This is a genomic window from Azospirillum sp. 11R-A, assembly GCF_049472615.1.
GTDB classification, from domain to species: domain Bacteria; phylum Pseudomonadota; class Alphaproteobacteria; order Azospirillales; family Azospirillaceae; genus Azospirillum; species Azospirillum palustre.
Genome location: NZ_JBCEBL010000032.1, coordinates 1 through 20,607, shown reverse-complemented (window position 1 = coordinate 20,607; position 20,607 = coordinate 1). Strand labels below are relative to the sequence as shown.

Below are 20,607 nucleotides of genomic sequence, written 5' to 3'. Positions count from 1 at the left end.
TTTCGGGAGCGTATGGCGGCGCGGCAGAGCGGATCGGACAGCAAGGGATCGGACAGCGTGGCGGAACCGGTGAAGACGGCGGAAGGCAGGGGCGGCACCCCGGCCGGAGCATCCGCCCTGGCCTTCGATTTCGGCGAGAACTGGGACCATTACTCGCGCACGGTGCTGGACGAGCCGCGGCTGGTGGCGGCCATCGACAGCCTGAAAGGGCTGGTCGGGACCGACCGGCTGAAGGACGCCAGCTTCTGCGATGTCGGCTCCGGCTCCGGCCTGTTCACCATTGCCGCCGGCAAGCTGGGCGTTTCCCGTGCGCTGGGCTTCGACGTCAACCCCACCGGGGTCGAGGTCGCCCGCCGCAACCTGGGCCGCTTCGCTCCGGATCTGGCCGACCGCATCGAGTTCCGCCGCGGGTCTGCGCTGGACAGCAGCTTCGCCGGCTCGCTCGGCCGCTTTGACGTGGTCTATGCCTGGGGCTCGCTGCACCACACCGGCTCCATGTGGCCGGCGATCGAGACGGTAGCCCCGCTGGTGTCGCCGGGCGGTACCTTCGTGCTGGCGCTCTACAACCGCCACTGGACCTCGCCGATCTGGACCCTAATCAAGATCGTCTACAACCTGTCGCCGGGCTTCCTGCGGAAGGTCTGGGACTGGACGCTGGGCTCGCTGATGTTCCTGGCGACCTGGGCGATCACCGGGGCCAACCCGCTGCGCAAGGAGCGCGGCATGGAGTTCTGGGTGGACGTGACCGACTGGCTCGGCGGCTACCCCTATGAATATGCCAGTGCCGACGAGGTGCGGGCGCGGATGGACGCGCTCGGCTTCGACATGCTGGAGGTCCGTCCGCCGCGCGTGCCGACGGGCTGCAACGAATTCATCCTGCGCCGGAGGCCCGCATGAGCGACGACGCATTCAAGTCCGCCACTCCCCTCTCCACTCCCTTGCCCGCGGCGGCGGCTGACCATCCCGGCGGCGTCGATTACGACGACAGCTGGGAGCGTCGCTGGAACGACATGCGCAAATACGGCCCGACCGGCCGGCATCTGCGCCGCATCGTCACCGAGATGGTGCGCCCGCTAAATTACGACAGCTTGGCTGACGTCGGCTGCGGCCAGGGCTCGCTGCTCGCCACGCTGATGCCGCTGAAGCCGCAGGCCAGCTACACCGGTCTCGACTTCGCCGCCAAGGCCATCGACGTCGCCCGCCGCAGGGCGCCCAATGCCGAGTTCGGCCTGCTCGACGTCGCCGCCGGCCATCTCGACCGCCGCTTCGATCTGGTGGTCTGCACCGACGTGGTCGAGCATATCGAGGACGATGTCGCGGCGCTCCGCAACCTCGCCGCCATGACCGGCCGCTACCTGCTGGTCTCCACCCTGCAAGGGCGGATGCGCGACTTCGAGCGCACGGTCGGCCACCACCGCAACTATGCCCGCGGCGAGCTGCAGGCCAAGATCAAGTCGGTCGGGCTGGAGATCGAGCGGGTGGTGGAGTGGGGCTTCCCCTTCTTCTCGCCGCTCTACCGCAACGTCCTGGGCGCCGCCAGCGGCCAGGGCACGGAAGGCGACTACGGCCCCGGCCGCCGCTTCCTCGCCGAGGCGCTGTACCACATCTTCCGCCTGAACTCCTGGTCGCACGGCGACTACATCTACGTGCTGGCTCGCCGGCCGGGGTCGTGAGTTCCCTGCCTCTCCCATGCGCCCGGCTGGTCTTCGCTCCGCCGGGCGCATGGGAGAGGGCATGATCTTCTTTCATCACGTCATGATTTCATGAAAAGGTGTCTTTAGATGCGTCCCCGCCTGAAGGCCCTGGTCAGCGCCCTGCTGGTCGCCCTGCTGCTGTGGCGGGTCGATGTGGCGGAGGTCGGGCGGGTGCTGGCGGTTGCCTCGCCGGGGTTGATGGCGCTCGCCGGCCTGCTGTTCTTCCTGATGCATGTGCTGAACGCGCTGAAGCTGCGGGTGCTGCTGCCGGAGCTGCGGGCGGGGCGGCTGCTTGCCTACACGTTGGTGGCGCAGCTCTATGCGCTGGTGCTGCCGGGCCAGCTGGCGGGGGAGGCGGTGAAGGCCTACCGGCTCAGCCGCGACGAAGGGCGGGGCGGAGACGATGGCGGTCGCATCGTCTCGGCGGTCGCCTTCGACAAGGTGACGGGGATCGCAGGGTTGCTGCTGTTGACCGGCGGAGGGCTGGCGGTGCAGTCGGCACGCTTCGGCGAGGGGCTGCTGGTTGCGGTCGGGGTGGTGCTGGCCGGGCTGGTCGCGGCGACCGCCTTGCTGGCCTGGTCGCCGGCGCGCACGCTGCTTCTGGCTCTGCTGGGCTGGCGTGCCGGGCCGAAGCGCGAGGCCTGGCTCCTCGGCCCGCTGCGCCGCTTCCTGGAAGCCTGGCGCGACCAGACACGCCGCCCGGGGCGGGCATTGCTGTCGGTCGCCGTCGGGATCGCGGTGCAGGTGGCGGCGGTCGCCGGCAGCCAGTCGCTTGGTCTGGCGGTCGGCATCGACCAGCTCTTTTCGGTGTGGAGCGCGGTGATCGGACTGATGTCGGTGATCGTGTTGATGCCGGTCACCGTTGCCGGCATCGGCCTGCGCGAGGCGTCGCTGGTCGGTCTGCTCGATCTGGTCGGGGTGCCGCACGCCCAGTCGCTGGCGCTCGGTTTCGGCATCCTCGCCTTCCAGGCGATGGTGGCCCTGCTGGGCGCCGTCATCGACCTGACCGTCCTGCGCAGCCGGCCTGGGGCCAGGCCGCGCGAGGGCGTCGGTCTATAACGGTCAATAGCCTCCCAGAAACTCCTGCAGGCATTCCAGCAGGCGGTCGATGACCTGATCGGTGAACAGCGGCGACAGCCCGATATACAGGCCGCGGTCGTGGATCGCATCGGCGCCGGGCAGGGCACCGGTCGCCAGATCCGGGAACAGTTTCGCTGCCGGCTGGCGCGCGATGTTGCCGGTCACCACCGGCCGGGTCTCCACGCCCTTGTTCTCCAGGTAACGTACCAGATCGTCTCGCGTGAAGGGCGCGTCGGCGGCTACCAGCAGAGGAATGCAGAACCAGGAGGGTTGGGCCAGCGGATGGGCGCGGGGCCGCGACAGATGTCCGCTGCGGTCGATGGCGTCGAAGATGCGCCGGGCAATCTGCTCCCGCCTCTCGTTGAAGCCGGGCAGCTTGCGCAACTGGTGCAGACCGAAACCGGCCTGCAACTCGGTCGGGCGCAGGTTGAAGCCCCAGTTCACGAAGGTGTAGCGCGGGTCCAGCGTAGGGTCGGCCATGGGAGGAGCCGGCCGGTTGGCGTTGCGCATCCAGCCATGCGCCCGCATGATCCGCAGGTTGTCGGCCACCTCGGCGCTGGAGCAGGAGATCATCCCGCCTTCCATCGTGCAGATATGGTGGGAGAAAAAGAAGGAATAGGCGCCGCCCAGGCCGAAAGTACCGACCTGCTTGCCGTTCCAGGCCGCTCCCAGCGCTTCGCAGCAATCTTCCAGCAGGACGAGGTTGTGCTTGGCGACCAGCGCCCCGATCCGGTCCATCTGGCAGGGGTTGCCCATCAGATGCACCAGGAACAGCGCACGGGTGCGGGGACCGATCTTCGCCTCGAGGTCGTCAAGGTCGATGTTGAAGGTCGTCGGATCGACGTCCACCAGCCGGACCTTCAGCCCGGCCATCAGCGGCGACCAGATGTGCGTCGGCCAGGTCACCGCCGGAACCAGGACCTCGTCCCCCTCTTCCAGAAGCGGGTTGGTCGGGTTGCGCAGCAGGAAGGACAGCAGCAGGTCGGCGGAGGAGCCGCTGTTGACCATCACGGCATCGTTGCAGTCGACATAGCTGGCGAACTGGCGTTCGAACTGAAGCGTCTTCTCCCACATGGTCGTACGGAAGCTGGTCATCGAATGGACCGCCTCCATGATCTCGTCCACGTCGAAGGTCGCAAGGCTGAGGGGATAGAAGTAGCGCCGGGCCTGGGCCTCGTTGCCGCGGTTGCCGACCGCGATCAGGGCATTCAGGACGTCGAGCAGCTTCACTTGCAGATCGGCGGGGGTCATGCGGCGCTCCGCGACTTCAGGGTACGGTAATCGGCAATGGTTCGTTCGATGCCGTCCTCCAATGTGACGAGCGGGTGGAAACCCATCTCGCGCATCCGGGACACATCCAGGCATTTCAGCAGCATGCCGTCGGGCTTTTCGGCGTTCCAGGCGATCTCGCCGTCATAGCCGACCTTGGAGGCGATCAACAGGGCCAGATCGCGGATCGAGATGTCCGTGCCGCTGCCGACATTGATGAAGCGGCCGTCGCCGGGCATCCGCTCCGTCAGCATCAGGATGGCGTCGGCCAGATCGTCGACATGCAGGAACTCGCGCCGGGCGCGGCCGGTCCCCCACAGCTCCACCCGGCCGATGCCGTCGTCCACCGCGTCGGTGAAGCGGCGGACCAGGGCGGACAGCACATGCGAATTCTGGAGGTCGAAGCTGTCGTTGGTGCCGTAGATGTTGCAGGGCATCAGCGAGAAGCCGTCCATCCCGTATTGCCGGTGATAGTATTCGACCATTTTCATGCCGGCGATCTTTGCGATGGCATAGCCTTCGTTGGTCGGTTCCAGCGGGCCGGTCAGCAGATACTCCTCCCGCATCGGCTGCGGGCAATTGGTCGGGTAGATGCAGGAGCTGCCGAGAAATACCAGCCGTGCCGTGCCTGACTGCTGGGCGGCATGGATGACGTTGGTCTGGATCGCCAGATTTTCATACAGGAACGTCCCCGGCGAGGCGATGTTGGCCTGGATGCCGCCGACGCGCGCCGCGGCGAGGATGACCACCTCCGGGCGTTCCTGCTCGAAGAAGGCATTGGTCGCCGTCTGGTCGCGCAGGTCGACCGTGCCCTTTTCGACGGTGAGGATGTTCGAATGTCCGATGGCATGCAGCTTTCGCAGCACAGCGGACCCAACCATGCCGCGATGCCCTGCGACGAAGATTTTTCTGGCCATCAAGTCCATGGCGGCGCTCACCCGAGATTTGGCGGAGATTGGCGGAAACGGGGATGCGATGCGGCGGAGGGCTGCCGAAGCAATCCCGGTCAGTAGCGGACCTGGGTCCAGCCGGGCGGGATCAGGTCACGGGTGTCCAGCCCATTGTTCAGCCATCTGGCCGGTGCATAGACGACCTTGTCCTGGGCGGCGCCGAGCCAGGCAGCCCACCAGGAGAAGCTGCTGTTGGCGATGATGAAGTGCCGGCAGGCGCTCATCAGCCGCAGATCCTCGTAATTGCGGTCGGCGCGGTTGTGGCCGACGAAGACGGTGGGCGCGTCCAGCTTCAGGTTGGCCTGCGCCCAATAGATGTCGTCGGAGAAGACGAAAAGCGTCACCGGGCCGACCCGGTTCTGCAGATGGCTGAGCGACCCTTCGTAATATTCACGCGGGCAGACGCCGTGATGCTGCTGCGTTCCGGGGTTGGAGACGTAGTCCGCGCGGCGGACATGCAGACAGACCGCGTTGGTTTCGGCGATCATGGACAGCACGCTGGCATCCTGCCCTTCGGCCGGCGTCCGGACGCTGAAGTCCGAGCGGATGATGTCGGCGATGGGCTCGATATAGCGGAAGCTCTGGAAATAGCCGCGCATATACATCGGCGGTGGGGCTTCCAGGACGTTGCGGTCGAAGCCGTACGGGTTGCCTTCGCGATAGATCCGGCCCGTGGCCAGGATGTCGGTCAGATCCTCCGCCGTGGCGAGGTCTTCCTGGATGTTCAGGTTCGACAGCGCATAGTGATGCAGCTTGTAGCGGACGAAGCCGGCGATGTTGAGCTTCAGCGGCACGTTGTGGCGCAGGGCCGCGGCACGGGCCGCAGCGTATATGAACATCTGGTTTCCGAGGCCGCCGGTCAGATCCGCAATGATCATCGCCTGCATTCTTTCCCGAAGGGTTGATGGTGGAGCCGGCCTTACGCCGGCTGTCCTGTTCAGAGTTGTTGAGCGGGGGTCGTATCGGCGGAGGGCGCGTCATCCGGGACCAGCCCCAGCATTTCCTCCATCGTCTCGCGGCCCGCATAGGGGGTGTAGCGGATCAGCGGAATGTCGACGATCATCGATTTGCGCCAGACATAGGCGCATTCCATGCTGAACTCGTAATCCTCGGCTATGCCGAAGGCGAGCTCCCCCCAATCCTTCCAGCGAACCTTCTCCAGCACCTCCCGCCGGATCACCGGCTGCCCGGCATGAACCGGGCGTTCGGTGAAGGCGCCGTAGGATTGCTGATCCTGGACGCAGTCGCGCAGCCGGCCCTGCGGGAAGCTGCCGTTGAAGATGGCCGCCTGGTGCCAGATCATGAACTGAAGGGCGCCGTGGACCTGCTGGAACTCCGATCCCGCCCGGCAGTAAGTGTGGTTCAGGTGCATGATGTCGTACTGCTGGAACAGGCGCTTGACGATCTGGACGCGCTGCGGGTGCGGAATGTCGTCGGCGTCCTGGTAGCAGATCAGCTCATGGATCGCCCGTTCAGAGGCCGCTTGGCGGTTCGGCCCGTGGAACATGCGCCTGTGATGCTTGAGGATGAGGATCTCGGGGAACCGGGTGACGCCGATGGCGGCGATCCGCTCCAGGACGGCCTTGTCCGCCATATGCGCGTTGCTGACCGATACGATGACCTGATCCGGCAGTTCGGCGCCTTGCGCATAGGCTTCCAGCAGATCCGGAACCAGGACGACGTCCCGGTGGGTGCATGGGATGACGAGGGAGAGTTTCATCGGATGCGGGCCGGTTCCGGTCGGGGGAGCATGTCGGGCTGAACGGACGGCAGACGACCACCGACGGACATCCGCCCGGCTGCTCGTATTGCCCCGCCTTTTGCCCGCACGTCATCCCACAGTGGCATGGGCCTTGGCAAGACGCAGTAGGGGAGGCGGAGTTGCCGCATGTCGCGGTTCCCGACGGGCCCCGTGCCGAGTCCGCGCCCCAATTAGCCGTTGCGCTCGCTGGACCCAGCGGCCATACCATGGCCCGGCATCGCACCCACAGATGACAGCAGCCTCCGGACCCGTTCGATGACCCTCCTGCTTGCCCCCGGATCCGCCACCACGGACACCGGCACGGTTTCCGTCTCGGTCCTGATCCCGGTCTATAACGAGGAGGACAACATCGCCCCTCTGTGCGGCCGGCTGATCCCGGCGCTCGACGGGCTGGGGCGCAGCTTCGAGGTCATCTTCGTCAATGACGGCTCCACCGACGGGACGGAGGCGGAGTTGCAGCGGGTGGCGTCCGACAGCCGCATCCGCGTCATCAATTTCCGCCGCAACGTCGGCCAGACCGCGGCGATGATGGCCGGCATCGACCATGCCCGCGGCGACGTCATCGTGCCGATGGACGGCGACCTCCAGAACGACCCGCAGGACATCGCCGGGCTGCTCACCAAGCTGGACGAGGGCTACGACGTGGTGTCGGGCTGGCGCGCCGACCGGCAGGACGGTTTCCTGCTGCGCACGCTGCCGAGCCGGATGGCCAACAAGCTGATCTCCACCATCTCCGGGGTGAAGCTGAACGACTATGGCTGCACGCTGAAGGCCTACCGGCGCCAGATGCTCCAGGGCTACCGGCTCTATGGCGAGATGCACCGCTTCGTGCCGATCTACGCCCGCTGGCAGGGCGCCAGGCTGACCGAGATGCCGGTGCGCCATCACCCGCGCCGCCACGGCCAGTCGAAATACGGGCTGGAGCGGGTGCTGAAGGTCGTGCTCGACCTCGTCGTCGTGAAGTTCCTGACCCAGTACGAGACCAAGCCGATCTACATCTTCGGCTTCGCCGGCCTGATGTTCATGGGGCTGTCGGTGCTGGCCGGCATCTATGCGATCTACCTGAAGCTGGTCGACGGCATCTCCTTCATCCTGACGCCGCTGCCGCTCTTGGTGACGATGGGGCTGGTCACCGGCGTGATGTGCATCCTGATGGGGCTGCTGGCCGAGCTGCTGGTCCGCATCTATTTCGAAAGCCAGGGCAAGAGCCACTATTCGATCAAGACCATGCTGAATTTCGACGAGCCGCCGCCGCCGGACCGCAGCCTCCGCGACTGATCGGTCCCGATAAAGAAAAGGCCCCGTACCGTTCCCGGTGCGGGGCCTTTTCGCATCAGGGCGTCGCCGCCACCCCGCCGGGCGGCGTCAGTTCCTTCAGCCCGCCGTCATGGCCCAGCACGAACAGCCGCACCCGCTGGCCGGCCAGTTCGGACGGAACGGGCAGGGCGAAGCCGCTGTCGGTCATCCGCCCGTCCTTGAGGACCGTTGCGACGTCCGGCCGCGCACCGCCGGTCGGGGCGGTCGCGACGATGCGGTCGCCCACCCCCAGCAGGACGAAGGCCGCCGGCGCCGGCACCGCCGCATCGACCGCCCAGCCGAGTGCCGCCAGCGAGCCGGAGGGAAGCTGCGTGAAGCGGTCGAGCGAGCCGAGCAGCCCCCCCCCGAGCAAACCGGCGTCGCGCGGTGCCGCCTCCAGCAGCAGCCGTCCCGACGCCTCATCCAGCTTGCCCGCCTGCAACAGGGTGGCCAGCGTCCCCCGCTCCGGCCGGCTCGCGGCATCGGCCAGGATCGTCCGCACGAAGTCGGCCTTCAGATCGTAGGCGGCCTGGAGGAACGGCGCGATGTTGCGCGGCGAGGCGGACGGGCAGACCAGCGGCTGGCCCCAATCCATCCCGGCCGAGTCCGATCCGGCCGGCTTGCGGATGGCTTGCAGATAGGTGGCGACGCAGCGCTCCGCCGCCCCGTCGCGCTCCGCCACCATGCGGTTGAGGCCGGCGACGCTCCAGTGCCGCCAGAAAGCGTCCGTCCCGGCGCCATGGCCGACGGCGAGCGCCGCCACCAGCACCAGACCGGCAAATGCTCCCGCCCCCGCCCCCGTGCGGCGGCCGAACAGCAGGGTCCAGCCGGCGACCGCGGCGGGGAAGGCCAGCAGCACCGGATAGGCGTAGCGCGGGATGGTGCCGCAGCGCATGGCGTTGGCGATGCCCTCGCCGCACAGCCCGGCCCGGCCCAGCGCGGTGGTCATGGTGACGATCAGCGCCCCGGCGATCAGCCCGGAAATGGCGAGCGCGGCATTGCGCTTCTCCCACCCGGCGCGGCCCAGCAGCAGGCCCGCCGCCGGGATGAGGCAGAGCGCCAGGGCCGCCGCTCCCGCCGCCAAGGACAGCGGTGCTCCCACCGCCTCCACCGGCAGGCCGGCGGCGGTGGCGAAGGCGCCCAGCAGGAAGGCCCAGAAGCCGCTGTGCCAGGGCAGCACCAGCGGCTGGCCGGTGTGGTTGGCGTAGGAGCCGTGGAAGGTCATCCACAGCATCGCCGCGGTCAGCAGCAGTCCGCCGCCGACCGCCACCAGCGTCCGGCCGTCCAGGCGATCGCGCCATTCCTCCTGGCGCAGGGCCAGAACCGCCCCGGCCCCGGCAGCCCCCAGGGCATAGCTGGCGCCGAACACCCCGGTGGAGCCGAAGGCCAGCAGGAACAGCGTCGCCAGCATCAGCCGCCCGCGGGCCAGCGTGTGGAGGAACAGGAACAGGCAGGTGAAGAAGATCGGCTGGGCCAGCCCCATGTGCTGGTAATAGAAATACTCGTTGTTCAGCGTGCCGGTCAGGAACAGCCCGGCCGCCGCCACCGGCACCCCATCCCAGGCCGAGCGCACGCAGTCCCGCAGCAGCACCAGCGCGTAAGCGGCGAGCATGGCGGCGAAGGCCAGCCAGCCGACCAGCCGGAAGGCGAGGAAATCGACGCCGATGGCCTGCCACAGCCCGTGGGTCAGCAGCTTGAAGAAGGGCGCGACATGGTCGCTGTCCTTGGCGAAGATCGACTGGAACGTCAGCGGCTGCTGCACGCCCTGGGCGGTGCCGAAGAAATAGCCCCAGTCGTCCCAATAGGGCAGGCCGGTGCTGGCATGCATGTTCATGCCGAACTGATAGGCGACGATCAGCGCCCCCAGCCCCAGCAGCAGCCCGACCAGGATGCGGGCGGGCGACGAACCGCGGCCGGCGGGGACATCGGAGCGGGCAGCATCGTGCATGTCCGCCCCCCCGCGCGTCCGAGGGAACGGACGGTCCAGACTGTCTAGGCTCATGCGGCGTTTTCCATCGGTGCCAGGGGCGGTGCCGGGGCTGGGCGGTCCAGCGCGGTGGCGAGCGCGGTCCAGGCCCACAGCAGGCCGCGGTGGTCGGCCTGCCCGCTGCGGTGCTCGTCCCAGCGCGCCGCCAGCCACTTGCCGTCCACCCCGATGCGCGCCGCGGTCTCCAGCGGCGGCTGGGGCAGGTGGCGCAGCCAGCGGCTCAAGGGGATGCCGAAGCCCTTCTTGGGCCGCGACAGGATCGCCGGCGGCAGCAGCGGGGCCATCGCCTTCTTCAGGATCCATTTGCGGGTGCCGGCCCGGATGCCGTTCGGCTGCAGCTTCACGCCCGCCGGCAGGCGGCTGACGAAGGCGACGAGGTCGCGGTCGAGGAAGGGCGAACGCGTCTCCAGCGAGCAGAACATGCTGGCGCGGTCGGCCTTGATCAGCAGATTCTCGCCCAGATAGAAGCGGCCGTAGAACTCGATGGAGCGGTCGACGTCGTGCCGGCTGGCGCCCGAGCGCCACAGCGCGTCGGCCTCGTCATACAGCTCGTCGGCGGTCAGCTCGGCGCCGAACAGCCGCGACACCTCCTCCACCGACGCCGGACCCAGCCAGGCCGGCATCCAGTGCGCCGGCCGGTGGCCCAACCCGCGCAGCGCCCGGCGCAGCTTGAAGTCGAAGCTCATGTTGCGGTCCGAGCGCGGCAGCCGGTGGGCCACCGCCTCGGCCAGCCGGTGCAGCGGGCGGGGGACGGCATGGTGGTAGAGCCGCGCCGTGCGCAGCGCGTCGAACGTGTCGTACCCCGCGAACAGCTCGTCGCCGCCATCGCCGGTCAGCGCCACCGTCACCCGTTCGCGGGCGAAGCGCGACAGCAGGTGCGTCGGCAGGATGGAGGGATCGGCGATCGGGTCGTCCAGCCGGCCCAGCAGTTCCGGCAGCATTCCCGCCGCGGTGTCGAGGTTCAGCGTGCGGCAGGCATGGTCGGTGCCGTAGTGGCGCGCCGCGTCGGCCGCATAGCCGCTCTCGTCGAAGCTCGGCTCGTCGAAGCCGATGGTGAAGGTCTTCATCAAGGCCGGGTCGCGGTGGCGGGCTGCGAGCGCCACGATGGCGGCGCTGTCGATGCCGCCGGACAGGAAGAAGCCGACCGGCACGTCGCTCAGCATGCGGCGTTCCACCGCGCGGTCCAGCAGCTCGCGCAGCTCCTCGGCCCACTGGTCGGGACCGCCCGGCGGCTGGTCGTCCACCACCATGCGGTATTCCCAATAGCGGCTGACCGACAGCCGGCGGCTGGCCAGGTCGTAGACCATGCTGCAGCCGCCCGGCAGCTTGCGCACCGCGGCATGGGCGGTCAGCGGCGCCGGGATGAAGCCGTAGGCGAAATATTTGACCAGCGCGGTGCGGTCGAGCGTGTCCGGCACCGACGGGTGCGACAGCACCGCGGTGGCCTCCGACGCGAAGACCAGCCCGTCCGCCGTCTCGGCATAGAACAGCGGCTTCTTGCCGAAGCGGTCGCGCCCCATCACCAGCCGGCCCCGGCGGCGGTCGTACAGACAGAAGGCGAACATGCCGTTCAGCCGCTCCAGCATGTCCAGGCCCCATTCCCGGTAGCCGTGCAGCAGCACTTCGGTGTCGGAATGGTCGGTGACGAAGCGGTGCCCGGCCTGCTCCAGCGCGCGGCGCAATTCCGGCGCGTTGTAGATCTCGCCGTTATAGACGATGACCAGATCGCCTTCCGCCGTCGCCATCGGCTGGTGGCCGCCCTCGATGTCGATGATAGCGAGGCGGCGGAAGCCCAGATGCACGGCCAAGGCGCCGTCGGTGTCGATATGGACGCCGTCGTCGTCGGGACCGCGGTGACGGATGATGCTGGTCATGACGGCGAGGTCGCGCTCGCCGCCGGGTCCGGCGAAGCCGGCGAAACCGCACATGGGGCTGCTCTCCCGAAGGGACTGCCGAGGGTGGCGACGGGGGCTAGGTGTAGCGCCTCCCCCGGCCGGGTGCCATGGTGAAATGCCGGACCCGGGGTGACGGAGAGGCGGGGGCAGCGGGCGTGTGGGCGGAAAAGGTGGGCGGAAAGTCGTGGCTTCCGGTTCCTGCTTTGGCTACAGCAGGGGCCGTGGCGTGCGGCCAGCTTGGCCGGGTCGGATGGGAGCGGGTGGATGATCGGTGGGCCAGTGGATCTGGAAGGCGGCTTCAACCGCATGCGGCCGTGCCGCCACGGCTTGATGGTCTACAACCGCAACGACCGCTATGTCGGCCGTTCCCTCGATCTCTACGGCGAATATGCCGAGTATGAGGTGGCCCTGTTCCGCTCGGTCGTGCGTCCGGGCGACGTCGTGGTCGAGGTCGGGGCCAACATCGGCGCCCAGACCCTGCCGCTGGCCCGCATGGTCGGGCCGTCCGGCACCGTCATCGCCTTCGAACCGCAGGAGATGCTGTTCAACCTGCTCTCCGCCAATCTGGCGCTGAACGGCGTTGTCAATGTGCGGACCCGGCGCATGGCGGTGGGAAGCGAGGCCGGCGCCATCCGGGTGCCGACGCTCGACCCGAACTGCTCCAACAATTTCGGCGCCCTCGGCCTCGGCGGGTGGGAGTATGGCGAACTGGTTCCGCTGGTGACGCTGGACAGCCTGGACCTGCCGTCCTGCCGCCTGCTGAAGGCCGATGTGGAGGGCATGGAGGAGGCGGTGCTGCGCGGGGCCGGCGGGCTGATCGCGCGCCACCGGCCGGTGCTGTATGTCGAGAACGACCGGCGCGACCGCTCGCCCGCCCTGATCGGGCTGATCCGGTCGATGGGCTACCGGGTCTGGTGGCACACGGCCCGCCTGTTCCATCCCGGCAACTTCGCCGGCAACTCCACCGACCTGTTCGGCGGGGTCGGCGCCGTCAACCTCGTCGCCCTGCCGCCGGGCAGCGACATCCACGTCCCCGAACCCGAGATCACCGACGATCACGCCTGGTGGCAGTGATACGGTCGGGCGGAAGTCACCTGCACTCCGCCGTAAGGGGGTCGCGCCCGCCGATCGGGGGCGGGCATAAAGCCCGCTGTGTCAGGCTTTATGTTCAATGGTATGGGAGGGTTCAGGCCCCCGCCCGGTCGGCCTCCCGTTCCAGAACCTCGCGAACCGCGGCGGCCATTCCCTGCCAAGTGTAGCGCCTGCTCCGGTCGAAGCCGGCCTGTATCAGGGCGTTCCGGGTCTCCGGACGGCGGACGGCGTGCAGGGCGGGGATGAAGCTGTCCGGAGACCGCGGGTCGATGTAGAGCGCCGCCTCGGCTCCCACTTCGCGCAGCACCGGAAGGTCGGAGGCGACGACCGGGCACCCGCAGGCCATCGCTTCGATCAGTGGCAGCCCGAAGCCCTCGTAGAAGGACGGGAAGACCAACGCGGTCGCCGCATTGTACAGGCGGACCAGCGCGTCGTCCTCCGCCCGCACCAGCCGGACCTCGACCCCTTCCGGCAGGCCGTTCAGCTGGTCCGGCGACGCATGGCGGCTGGAGCACAGGACAGGCAGGCGTTCTTCCGGCGGCATCTGTGCCAGGGCCTGGACCAGGGCCACGCCGTTCTTGTGCTCGTGCAGGCCGCCCACCAGCAGGAAATAGCCGTTGGGGCAGCGCACCTCGGCCAGCAAGGCCCGACGGTCGGCCTCCGGCAGCACGCGGAACGAGGGATCGACCCCCGGATAGGCAAGGCTGGTCCGCCCGGCGGTTTCCGGATGCAGGCGCTCCAGATCGGCGCGGGTGCTTTCGGAAATGCAGATATAGTGCTGGGCATAGGCGATGGCGGCCCGCTTCTCGGCCCACATCGGCTGCGCCAGGTCCATGTTCAGCATTTCGGGGATCATATCGTACACCATCATCACCGACGGGATGGTCAGCGGCGTGGTGTAGTAGGTGGAGATGAAGACCCCGGCCCTCTCCTCCTGGCCGCACTGCTCGATCATCCGCCGCTGGCGCTGCGGGTCGGCATAGTCGTGCGGCTCGATCATCCGGTACTCGATGCCCGGCACCCGCGGCGCCCAGCCGTTGCGGTCGAGGACCAGCAGGCGCTTGGCGAAGTCGGTGCCGCTCCACTCCTTCAGCAGGCTGTGCCAGACACGGGCGATGCCGGTCCGCTGGAGCTGGAAGAAGACGGAATCGATCATCACCCGCGGCTTGGCCGGGCTGCGGCGGATTTGGAAATGCAGGCGTTCCCGCGCCGGTGGCGGTGCCGACGCGGATGCGGAACGGCTGGAGCGCAAACGCTCCAGCAAAGCCTGCGCATCGGCAGCGACATGCCGATAGGGCGCTTGCCGGACGTGGTTCTGCAGGCCGCGAAGGCCGCTCTCCAGCGTTCCTCCCTGATCGGCGAGCGCCTTGCCCAGTGCGTGGGTCTGGTCGGGCGAATAGCGCAGATGCTTGGGGCGTTCCCGATAGAAGACATGGGTCTGGCCGCTGCTGTGCAGCCGCATGCCGTAGCGTTGAGCCACCATGTCAAGAGCGCGCAGCGAGTAGAAGAAGACGTGCTGGCCATTGTCGGGGGACAGGTAGAACCAGTCCGGCCCTTCCCCGCGATAAAGCTGGGTCGTGGTGATGACGATGTCCGAGTCCGCGGCGAAGATGCCATCAAGGTCCTGGGCCGGATTTGGCAAGTGCTCCAGCACCTCGAATGCCGTGGTGACCGGAAAGACGGCCGTCGCCGTATCCTTGCGTGCGAACCCCAGCGCATAGTGATTGTCGACATATTTGTCGTGCAGGAAGAAGGCGAAGCCGCGATCCCGCATCATGCGGGTGAACAGGCCGTTGCCTCCGCCCCAATCCAGGCAGGGGGTTCCCGCCCCGACGCCAAGCTGCTCCAGCAGGGGAGGAACCGTGAGCGACAGCAATATGCTGCGCTGTACGATACCGACGTCCTGCATCATGCAGTCCGGCATATAGGCGTCGTCCAGCCAATGGGGAGGATCGGTCTGCAGGGAGCCGCACTGGGTGCACTCCCAATAGCCGACCTGGTGGCGGCCGAGAACCGTCGTCTCGAACACGCGGATCGCGTTGCCGCCGCACAGCCGGCATGAACTGGTGGGGATTGTGGTCATCGTCGGGCCGCTCATGCCGTATACCGCTGCCGCATGTCGGCTTGGATGGTCTCCCATACAGTGCCGAACACGGTTTCCCAAGAGTGATTCGTCCGGATCTGTTCGACGACGCCGGCGCTGCGCGCCTCGTATTCCGCCGGGCTCATCGCCATCGCCGCGAGGATGATCTCACGGTTCCTGGCGGTGTCCTGGGTCAGGTAGATCGCGTGGGGAGAGCGGAAACCGCTCTCCGGGGTGACGATGGGCACCAGCCCGCGCGCGCAGTTCTCCAGGATTGCAGTGGCCTGCGCATCCAGGGAACTGGTGTGGATGTAGAAGGCGCACTGCTCCTTGACGAAGTGGTCCACCTGCGGATTGCTGTTGTCCATCCAACCCAGCGAGATGACCTCCTTGTCGTGGATGCGGACCCGCTGGTTGGGATAGCTGCGCAGGTTGCCGCTGCCCAGATGCAGCCGCATCCGGCTTGGGTCGATGCTGTCGAGCAGCAGGTCGAACCCCTTGTGCGGCTGGAGGTCGCTCAGATGGAGCAGGCCGTTCATGCTTTCCGGGGTGTATCGGCGGGGCGATCCGAACAGGCGCGCTTCGCACCCCATGTCGATGCGGACCAGCTTATGTTTGATCCGGCCGATCGGCGTATCGACCGGCAGTGCCTGGATCTGCTCGTACCAATACTCGCCGCAGATGCCGAAGATCAGCCGGGCGGCGTCGAACTGGCTGTCGACGAAAGGAGACCATTTTTTGTGCTCCGCGATCTGCACAGGCAGGATCGGGACCATGATGTAGGTGTTGGGATGGCAGGGCTCGCCCGGCGACAGGGCGTTGTCGCGGACCCAATCGTCGCTCACCCCGCCGGCTGGATCGAAGGTGGTGTGCCCAAGCAGGATGTCGGACGGGTTGCGGGTCACCCGGGAGGCGGTGAAGCTTTCCAGATGAATGTCTGTGTGTTTCCCGAGAACCCTTCGCGCATGCTTGCAGATTTCGGCGTTGTTCGCTTCGTACTTGTTATAGGAATCTTCCCTGAAGATGTATGGTGACCAGAAAAAGTGAAGCATCAACATCTCCATGGGTAAGCAAGGCGTATTGTGTTCGTCTGCGGAAAGGCGGGAAGGATTAGGGATCAAGACGTCTTCGGATGCTTCATTCTATCGCGCCAATGGGACAGGAACAGAATGCCATCGCGTCTGGCGAATGAGTCCACCGTTCTTTGTCGCCTGTCATCCCCATCCCGGATTTCCGTGGCGGTCCGTATCTGGGACCAGTCGGGAATCACGGCGCATCCGCAATCCTCGTAGAGCGGATCCAGGATGCTCGACGTGACGATCGGAATGGCGCCCGTTGCCAAGCTTTCCCACACGCTTATCGTGTCCACCCCGTTGCCCCGCGGGCAGAAGATCCGTTTTTACGAAGACGGTATCCCCCGCCTTCACCTCGTGAGGACGGAAAGGCGGGTTCGAGTGGAGGGGCGGGGCCCCGAGTTGTTCGTAATATTCCTTTGCACCATCCAGGATGTGATCACACAGGAGGGGGATCGAATTGTAGCGCAGAAGGCCGATCTCTTCATCCATGCCGCATCTCTTCCTGAAAAAGATATAAAACAGGTCCGACTCTGGACGTGATCGGTTTCATGGCGGCCGACATTCAAAGTCGGGGGCGGTCATCCGCGCACCCAGGCCTGATACAGCCCGCCAAAGATCATCGGATGCTCCGCCTCCAGCCGGTCCCAGCGGGCCAGCGAGGTCATCGCCGGATCCTCGGGGAAGCGCTTGCGGTAGAGTGCCGCCACCGCCGGGTCGGCCAGCCGGAAGCCCAGGAACTCCAGCTTCAGCGCGGCAAGCGCGTCGGCCAGCCAGGGCAGGGTGACGTGCAGTTCGTGGACATGCATCAGCAGGTCGCGGCAGGCGCTGGTACCGTAGAAATCCGGGGAATGGATGACGGCGCGCGCCGGATGGTCCTCCGGCAGGGCCAGGATGTCGCGGCGGACATGGCGGATGCCGTCCAGGGTCGGCGGATGGCCGCGCTCGGCGATGAACTGGCGGGCAGCCAGGATGGGGCGGCGGGCGGCGGCGCTGTAGAAGCCGATCTCCATCACGCCGTGCGGGCTCATCATCCCGCGCAGCACGCGCAGGCCCGCCATCGGGTCTTCCATGTGGTGCAGGACGCCGACGCTGTGGATCACGTCGAAGCGGCGGCCCAGCGCCCCCAGCTCCAGCAGGTCGGCCTGGGCGAACTCGATGGTCTTCAGGCCCAGGCGCCGGCTCTGGCGGGTGGCGTAGGCAAGGCTGCGGCGGCTGAGGTCGACCGCCAGCACCCGCGCATTCTTCAGGGTGGAGGCCGCCCACACCGCCTCCCGTCCGGTGCCGCAGCCGGCGACCAGCACCTCCGGCGCCTCCCAGCCCGGCGCGTTCCAGGCGGGGGCGGCCGGCAGGGCGGCATGCGGGAACAGGGCATGCAGGAAGCGGGACAGCGGCATCGGCTCCGGCAGCAGTCCGGTGTTCATCCAGCGCGGATAGGGATTCTCCTCGTACTGGGCGCGCACGCCGACTGACACCGGGTGGCTGATCGGGGTCAGTTCCGGCAGTTCCGCCTGGATCGCCGCCTCGGCCAGCGGTTCGACGACCTGCCGGTTCAGCAGCCGGGCGATCTCCTCGGGCCAGGACAGCGCCTGCAGGGCCTCCGCCCGCTCCCAGCGGTAAAGCGGCCGGTAGGCGCCGAGCAGGGCGACCAGAACCGCCGGCGGCTGCTCGCCGCTCGCCAAAGCCGCCTCCGCCGCGCGGACCAGCACCGCCAGCACCTGGAACTCGCCGTCGGTCTCGGCGAAGACATATTCGTTGAGGAAGCACTGCTCGGCGATGGCGGCGCACAGGGTGCGCCAGGACGGCCGGTCGGGCAGGCCGGGACCGGTCAGCGCCAGCATCAGCACCCGGCGCAGCCGGGTCAGCGCCCGTTCCAGCCGGGGATCGCAGACCGGGGCGGCGCGCAGGTGGGCCAGCAGCAGTGCATCCTCCGCCAGCCCGGCGAGCGAGCCGTCGGCCAGCAGCGCCAGGCTTTTCCCGTCCAGCGTCCGCCCGTCGTCCTCGGGTCCCGCCTCCGGAGCGGCGAGGGCCTTGAGGACGGGCGACGCCATCAGGACGCCGGCGATGGCCCGGGACAGGCCGGCGCTTTCCACCTCCGGCCGCTCGAGCGCCGCCAGCAGGTCGGTGCGCAGGCCTTGATCCGCCCCCTCGCCGGATGCGGGCGGCCCGGCGTCGCGCAATGCTTCGACGAAGGCGATCCAGTTGCGCGGCATGTCGGGGGCAAGGCGGATCGCCTTGCGCACATAGGGCAGGGCTTGGTCGCGCCAGCCGCCTTGCAGGAACAGCGCGGCGATGCCGAAGCACAGCTCCGCATCGTCCGGAGCCGTGCGGGCGATGCCGAACGCCTCCGTCTCCGCTTCTGCGGTGCGGCCGGCGGCGATCAGCAGCGACAGCAGCGTTCGGCGCAGCGGCAGGGGAAGCGGCCGGCCGGCGGCGGCGCGGCGCAGGTCCTCGATGGCGGCGTCGGGGTTGCCGGTCTCCTGGTGCAGGCGGGCGAGGTTGTTGTGGACCTCCGGCAGGTCGGGGGTGAGGCGCAGCGCGGCGCCATAGGCCTCCAGTGCGCCTGCGGCATCGCCGCCGCTCTGCAGGGCGGTGCCGAGATTGGCCAGCAGCGCCGTCCTGGTCCTGTCGTCCGGATCGGCGATGAGCGCCAGACCGTCGCGGCAGACGGTGACGGCTTCCGTCCAGTGGCCGGCGACGCGCAGGCTGTCGGCCAACAGCAGCCGGGCATCGAGATGGCCGGGATCGACCGTCAGCACGCGGTGGAAAGCGGCGATCGCCGATTCAAGCTGGCCGCTGCGGTGGTGCAGGGTGCCGATCAGATGCAGCGTTCCCGCCAGCCGCGGGCGCAGCGCCACCGCCTGCTCGGCCTGTTCCAGCGCCTCCTCGTCGCGGCCCAGCCGGGCCAGCAGCGAGGCATGGTTGCCCAGGATTTCCGGCAAAACCGGTCGATGGGAGAGCGCGCGGCGGAACAGCGCCTCGGCCTCCTCGACGCGGCCCTCCAGCATGCGGACCAGCGCCAGGGTGCCCAGCGCCTCGGCCTGCGCCTGCCGCAACGGCTGGGCCGGCTGCGCCGCGCCGTCGGCAAGGCGCAGGGCCGTGTCGCAGGCCGCCGCCGCTTCGGCCAGCTGGCCGCGGCGCAGCCGGGCGAGCGCCTGCGCCCGGTGGGCCTGGACCGCGGCCGCTCCACCCGCCGCTTCATGTCCTGTCCGGCGCAGCGCTTCGGCTGCCGCCGCATAGCCGTCGTCGACACGGCCGGCGGCGATGAAGGCCAGGGCAAGCACGCTCCAGCCCTCCGCCCTGTCCGGCTGCCTGCGCACCGCCGCCTCGGCCCAGGCGACGCTGTCGGCCGGCCGGCCCAGGATACGGGCGGCGTCGGCCAGCGACAGCAGCGCGGCCGGATCCTGCGGCGGGGTGCCGCACAGCGTGCGGTACGGCCCCTCCGCCTCCTCCGGCCGGCCGGACCGGCACAGATCCAGCACCTGCGCCAGACGTTGGCCGGCGGCCTGATGGTCCGGACCGCTTTGGCCGGTCGGAAGGCCGGCGGTCCCGATTGCGCTGTCGGTGGTCATGGAGCTGGACCTTTGGGCTGGAAGGAGGCCAGGGAGGACAGGGGCCGGAGAGGACGGGAGCCGCCGGACCTCAGTAGGCCTGGTAGGATTTTTCCTCGACCAGCTCGGAGCCGAGCAGATGGTTCAGGTCGCGCTTCAGCGCGGCCCGGCGGTCGTTGGTGTGGTAGACCTGCCGGGCCAGCTCGACGAAGCGCGGGCCGAAATCCTTGGCACGCTCGCAGTCGCGGATCTCGTCCTCGACCTCCCACAGGGTGGTGTTGACCGCGCGCAGCTCGTCGATCAGCACGGCGACCTCCGGGCGCGCGGTGTCGGCCTGCACCGCCACGGCGAGCAGCGCCTCGCGCTCGCGCCGGACGTTGGCCAGCTTGTCGGCGTCGGCGATGCGCTCCGTCTTGATGTCGAGGATGGTGATCTTGTCCAGCAGTTCGCCCCAGGAGACGGGCGCCAGGATCGGCATGTCGGAAGCTCCATTTTGACGGAGAGGGAGGGAAGCGGCGCGTTCGCGCAGTGCGCGCTCCAGCCTGTCGATGGTGTCGTCCCAGTGCTGCGGCCTTGCCTGCCGGAACAGGCGCATGGTCGGGTACCAGGGGCTGTCCTCGCGGTCGAGCATCCAGCGCCAATCCGGGGCGAAGGGCACCAGCACCCAGACCGGGACGCCGAGGGCACCGGCGAGATGGGCGACGGAGGTGTCGACGCAGACGACCAGATCGAGGTTCGCCATGATGGCGGCGGTGTCGGCGAAGTCCTTGATGTCGGGCGACAGGTTCAGCAGCGGGAAGCCGCCCGGCGGGTTTGCCGCCTGCCCTTCGGTGGGTCCCTTCTGGATGGAGACCAGTCTGACGCCGGGGATCGAG

The 20,607-nt window shown here is 68.2% G+C and carries 16 protein-coding genes; 6 read left to right on the top strand and 10 right to left on the bottom strand.

The window, feature by feature from the left end:
• Nucleotides 1–12: 12 nt before the first annotated feature.
• The 3 genes from VH569_RS29740 (at nucleotide 13) to VH569_RS29730 (ending at nucleotide 2,753) form a co-directional block, all read left to right on the top strand.
• Nucleotides 13–897: a class I SAM-dependent methyltransferase gene (locus tag VH569_RS29740; protein WP_423320234.1), complete on the top strand. Its 885-nt coding sequence runs from the start codon at nucleotides 13–15 to the stop codon at nucleotides 895–897.
• A complete protein-coding gene (locus tag VH569_RS29735; protein WP_109095363.1) occupies nucleotides 894–1,673 on the top strand; it encodes a class I SAM-dependent methyltransferase in 780 nt (259 codons plus the stop codon). The genes VH569_RS29740 and VH569_RS29735 overlap by 4 nt, the downstream gene beginning before the upstream one ends.
• Nucleotides 1,674–1,781: 108 nt before the next feature.
• A complete protein-coding gene (locus tag VH569_RS29730; protein WP_423320232.1) occupies nucleotides 1,782–2,753 on the top strand; it encodes a lysylphosphatidylglycerol synthase transmembrane domain-containing protein in 972 nt (323 codons plus the stop codon).
• A 3-nt stretch (nucleotides 2,754–2,756) separates the two neighbouring features.
• Here VH569_RS29730 and VH569_RS29725 read toward each other — a convergent pair whose 3' ends face one another.
• The 4 genes from VH569_RS29725 to VH569_RS29710 form a co-directional block, all read right to left on the bottom strand.
• Nucleotides 2,757–4,025, bottom strand: coding sequence for a DegT/DnrJ/EryC1/StrS family aminotransferase (locus tag VH569_RS29725; protein WP_423320230.1), 1,269 nt, complete (start codon nucleotides 4,023–4,025; stop codon nucleotides 2,757–2,759).
• Nucleotides 4,022–4,960: a GDP-L-fucose synthase family protein gene (locus VH569_RS29720; RefSeq protein ID WP_423320304.1), complete on the bottom strand. Its 939-nt coding sequence runs from the start codon at nucleotides 4,958–4,960 to the stop codon at nucleotides 4,022–4,024. The genes VH569_RS29725 and VH569_RS29720 overlap by 4 nt, the downstream gene beginning before the upstream one ends.
• Nucleotides 4,961–5,049: 89 nt before the next feature.
• Nucleotides 5,050–5,832, bottom strand: coding sequence for an alpha-1,2-fucosyltransferase (locus tag VH569_RS29715; protein WP_423320228.1), 783 nt, complete (start codon nucleotides 5,830–5,832; stop codon nucleotides 5,050–5,052).
• Nucleotides 5,833–5,930: 98 nt separating this feature from the next.
• Nucleotides 5,931–6,713: a glycosyltransferase gene (locus tag VH569_RS29710; protein ID WP_423320227.1), complete on the bottom strand. Its 783-nt coding sequence runs from the start codon at nucleotides 6,711–6,713 to the stop codon at nucleotides 5,931–5,933.
• Nucleotides 6,714–7,010: 297 nt separating this feature from the next.
• Between VH569_RS29710 and VH569_RS29705 the strand changes: the two genes are divergently transcribed.
• A complete protein-coding gene (locus VH569_RS29705) occupies nucleotides 7,011–8,033 on the top strand; it encodes a glycosyltransferase family 2 protein (RefSeq protein WP_423320225.1) in 1,023 nt (340 codons plus the stop codon).
• A gap of 55 nt (nucleotides 8,034–8,088) precedes the next feature.
• Here VH569_RS29705 and VH569_RS29700 read toward each other — a convergent pair whose 3' ends face one another.
• Both VH569_RS29700 and asnB read right to left on the bottom strand, forming a co-directional pair.
• Entirely contained in the window at nucleotides 8,089–9,999 is a 1,911-nt protein-coding gene (locus tag VH569_RS29700; RefSeq protein ID WP_423320223.1) for a hypothetical protein, read from the bottom strand.
• Nucleotides 10,000–10,049: 50 nt separating this feature from the next.
• Nucleotides 10,050–11,966: an asparagine synthase (glutamine-hydrolyzing) gene (asnB, locus tag VH569_RS29695; protein WP_423320221.1), complete on the bottom strand. Its 1,917-nt coding sequence runs from the start codon at nucleotides 11,964–11,966 to the stop codon at nucleotides 10,050–10,052.
• Nucleotides 11,967–12,197: 231 nt separating this feature from the next.
• Here asnB and VH569_RS29690 point away from each other — a divergent pair, with 231 nt between their 5' ends.
• Nucleotides 12,198–13,007 (top strand): FkbM family methyltransferase, encoded by an 810-nt coding sequence (locus VH569_RS29690; RefSeq protein ID WP_423320219.1) that lies wholly within the window; start codon nucleotides 12,198–12,200, stop codon nucleotides 13,005–13,007.
• 112 nt (nucleotides 13,008–13,119) lie between these two features.
• Here VH569_RS29690 and VH569_RS29685 read toward each other — a convergent pair whose 3' ends face one another.
• Nucleotides 13,120–15,108, bottom strand: coding sequence for a glycosyltransferase (locus VH569_RS29685; RefSeq protein ID WP_423320217.1), 1,989 nt, complete (start codon nucleotides 15,106–15,108; stop codon nucleotides 13,120–13,122).
• 11 nt (nucleotides 15,109–15,119) lie between these two features.
• The gene (locus tag VH569_RS29680; protein ID WP_423320215.1) at nucleotides 15,120–16,172 is read right to left on the bottom strand and encodes a glycosyltransferase; all 1,053 of its coding nucleotides are present in this window, start codon (nucleotides 16,170–16,172) and stop codon (nucleotides 15,120–15,122) included.
• Between the two features lie 240 nt (nucleotides 16,173–16,412).
• On the opposite strand from VH569_RS29680, the gene VH569_RS29675 reads away from it, so the two are divergent.
• Nucleotides 16,413–16,724 carry a hypothetical protein gene (locus tag VH569_RS29675; RefSeq protein ID WP_423320213.1) on the top strand — a complete coding sequence of 104 codons (312 nt, stop codon included), beginning with the start codon at nucleotides 16,413–16,415 and terminating at the stop codon, nucleotides 16,722–16,724.
• Nucleotides 16,725–16,762: 38 nt separating this feature from the next.
• Here VH569_RS29675 and VH569_RS29670 read toward each other — a convergent pair whose 3' ends face one another.
• Entirely contained in the window at nucleotides 16,763–19,753 is a 2,991-nt protein-coding gene (locus VH569_RS29670; RefSeq protein ID WP_423320211.1) for a tetratricopeptide repeat protein, read from the bottom strand.
• Between the two features lie 70 nt (nucleotides 19,754–19,823).
• A partial coding sequence (locus tag VH569_RS29665; protein WP_423320209.1) for a DUF6165 family protein occupies nucleotides 19,824–20,607 on the bottom strand: 784 nt, incomplete at its 5' end.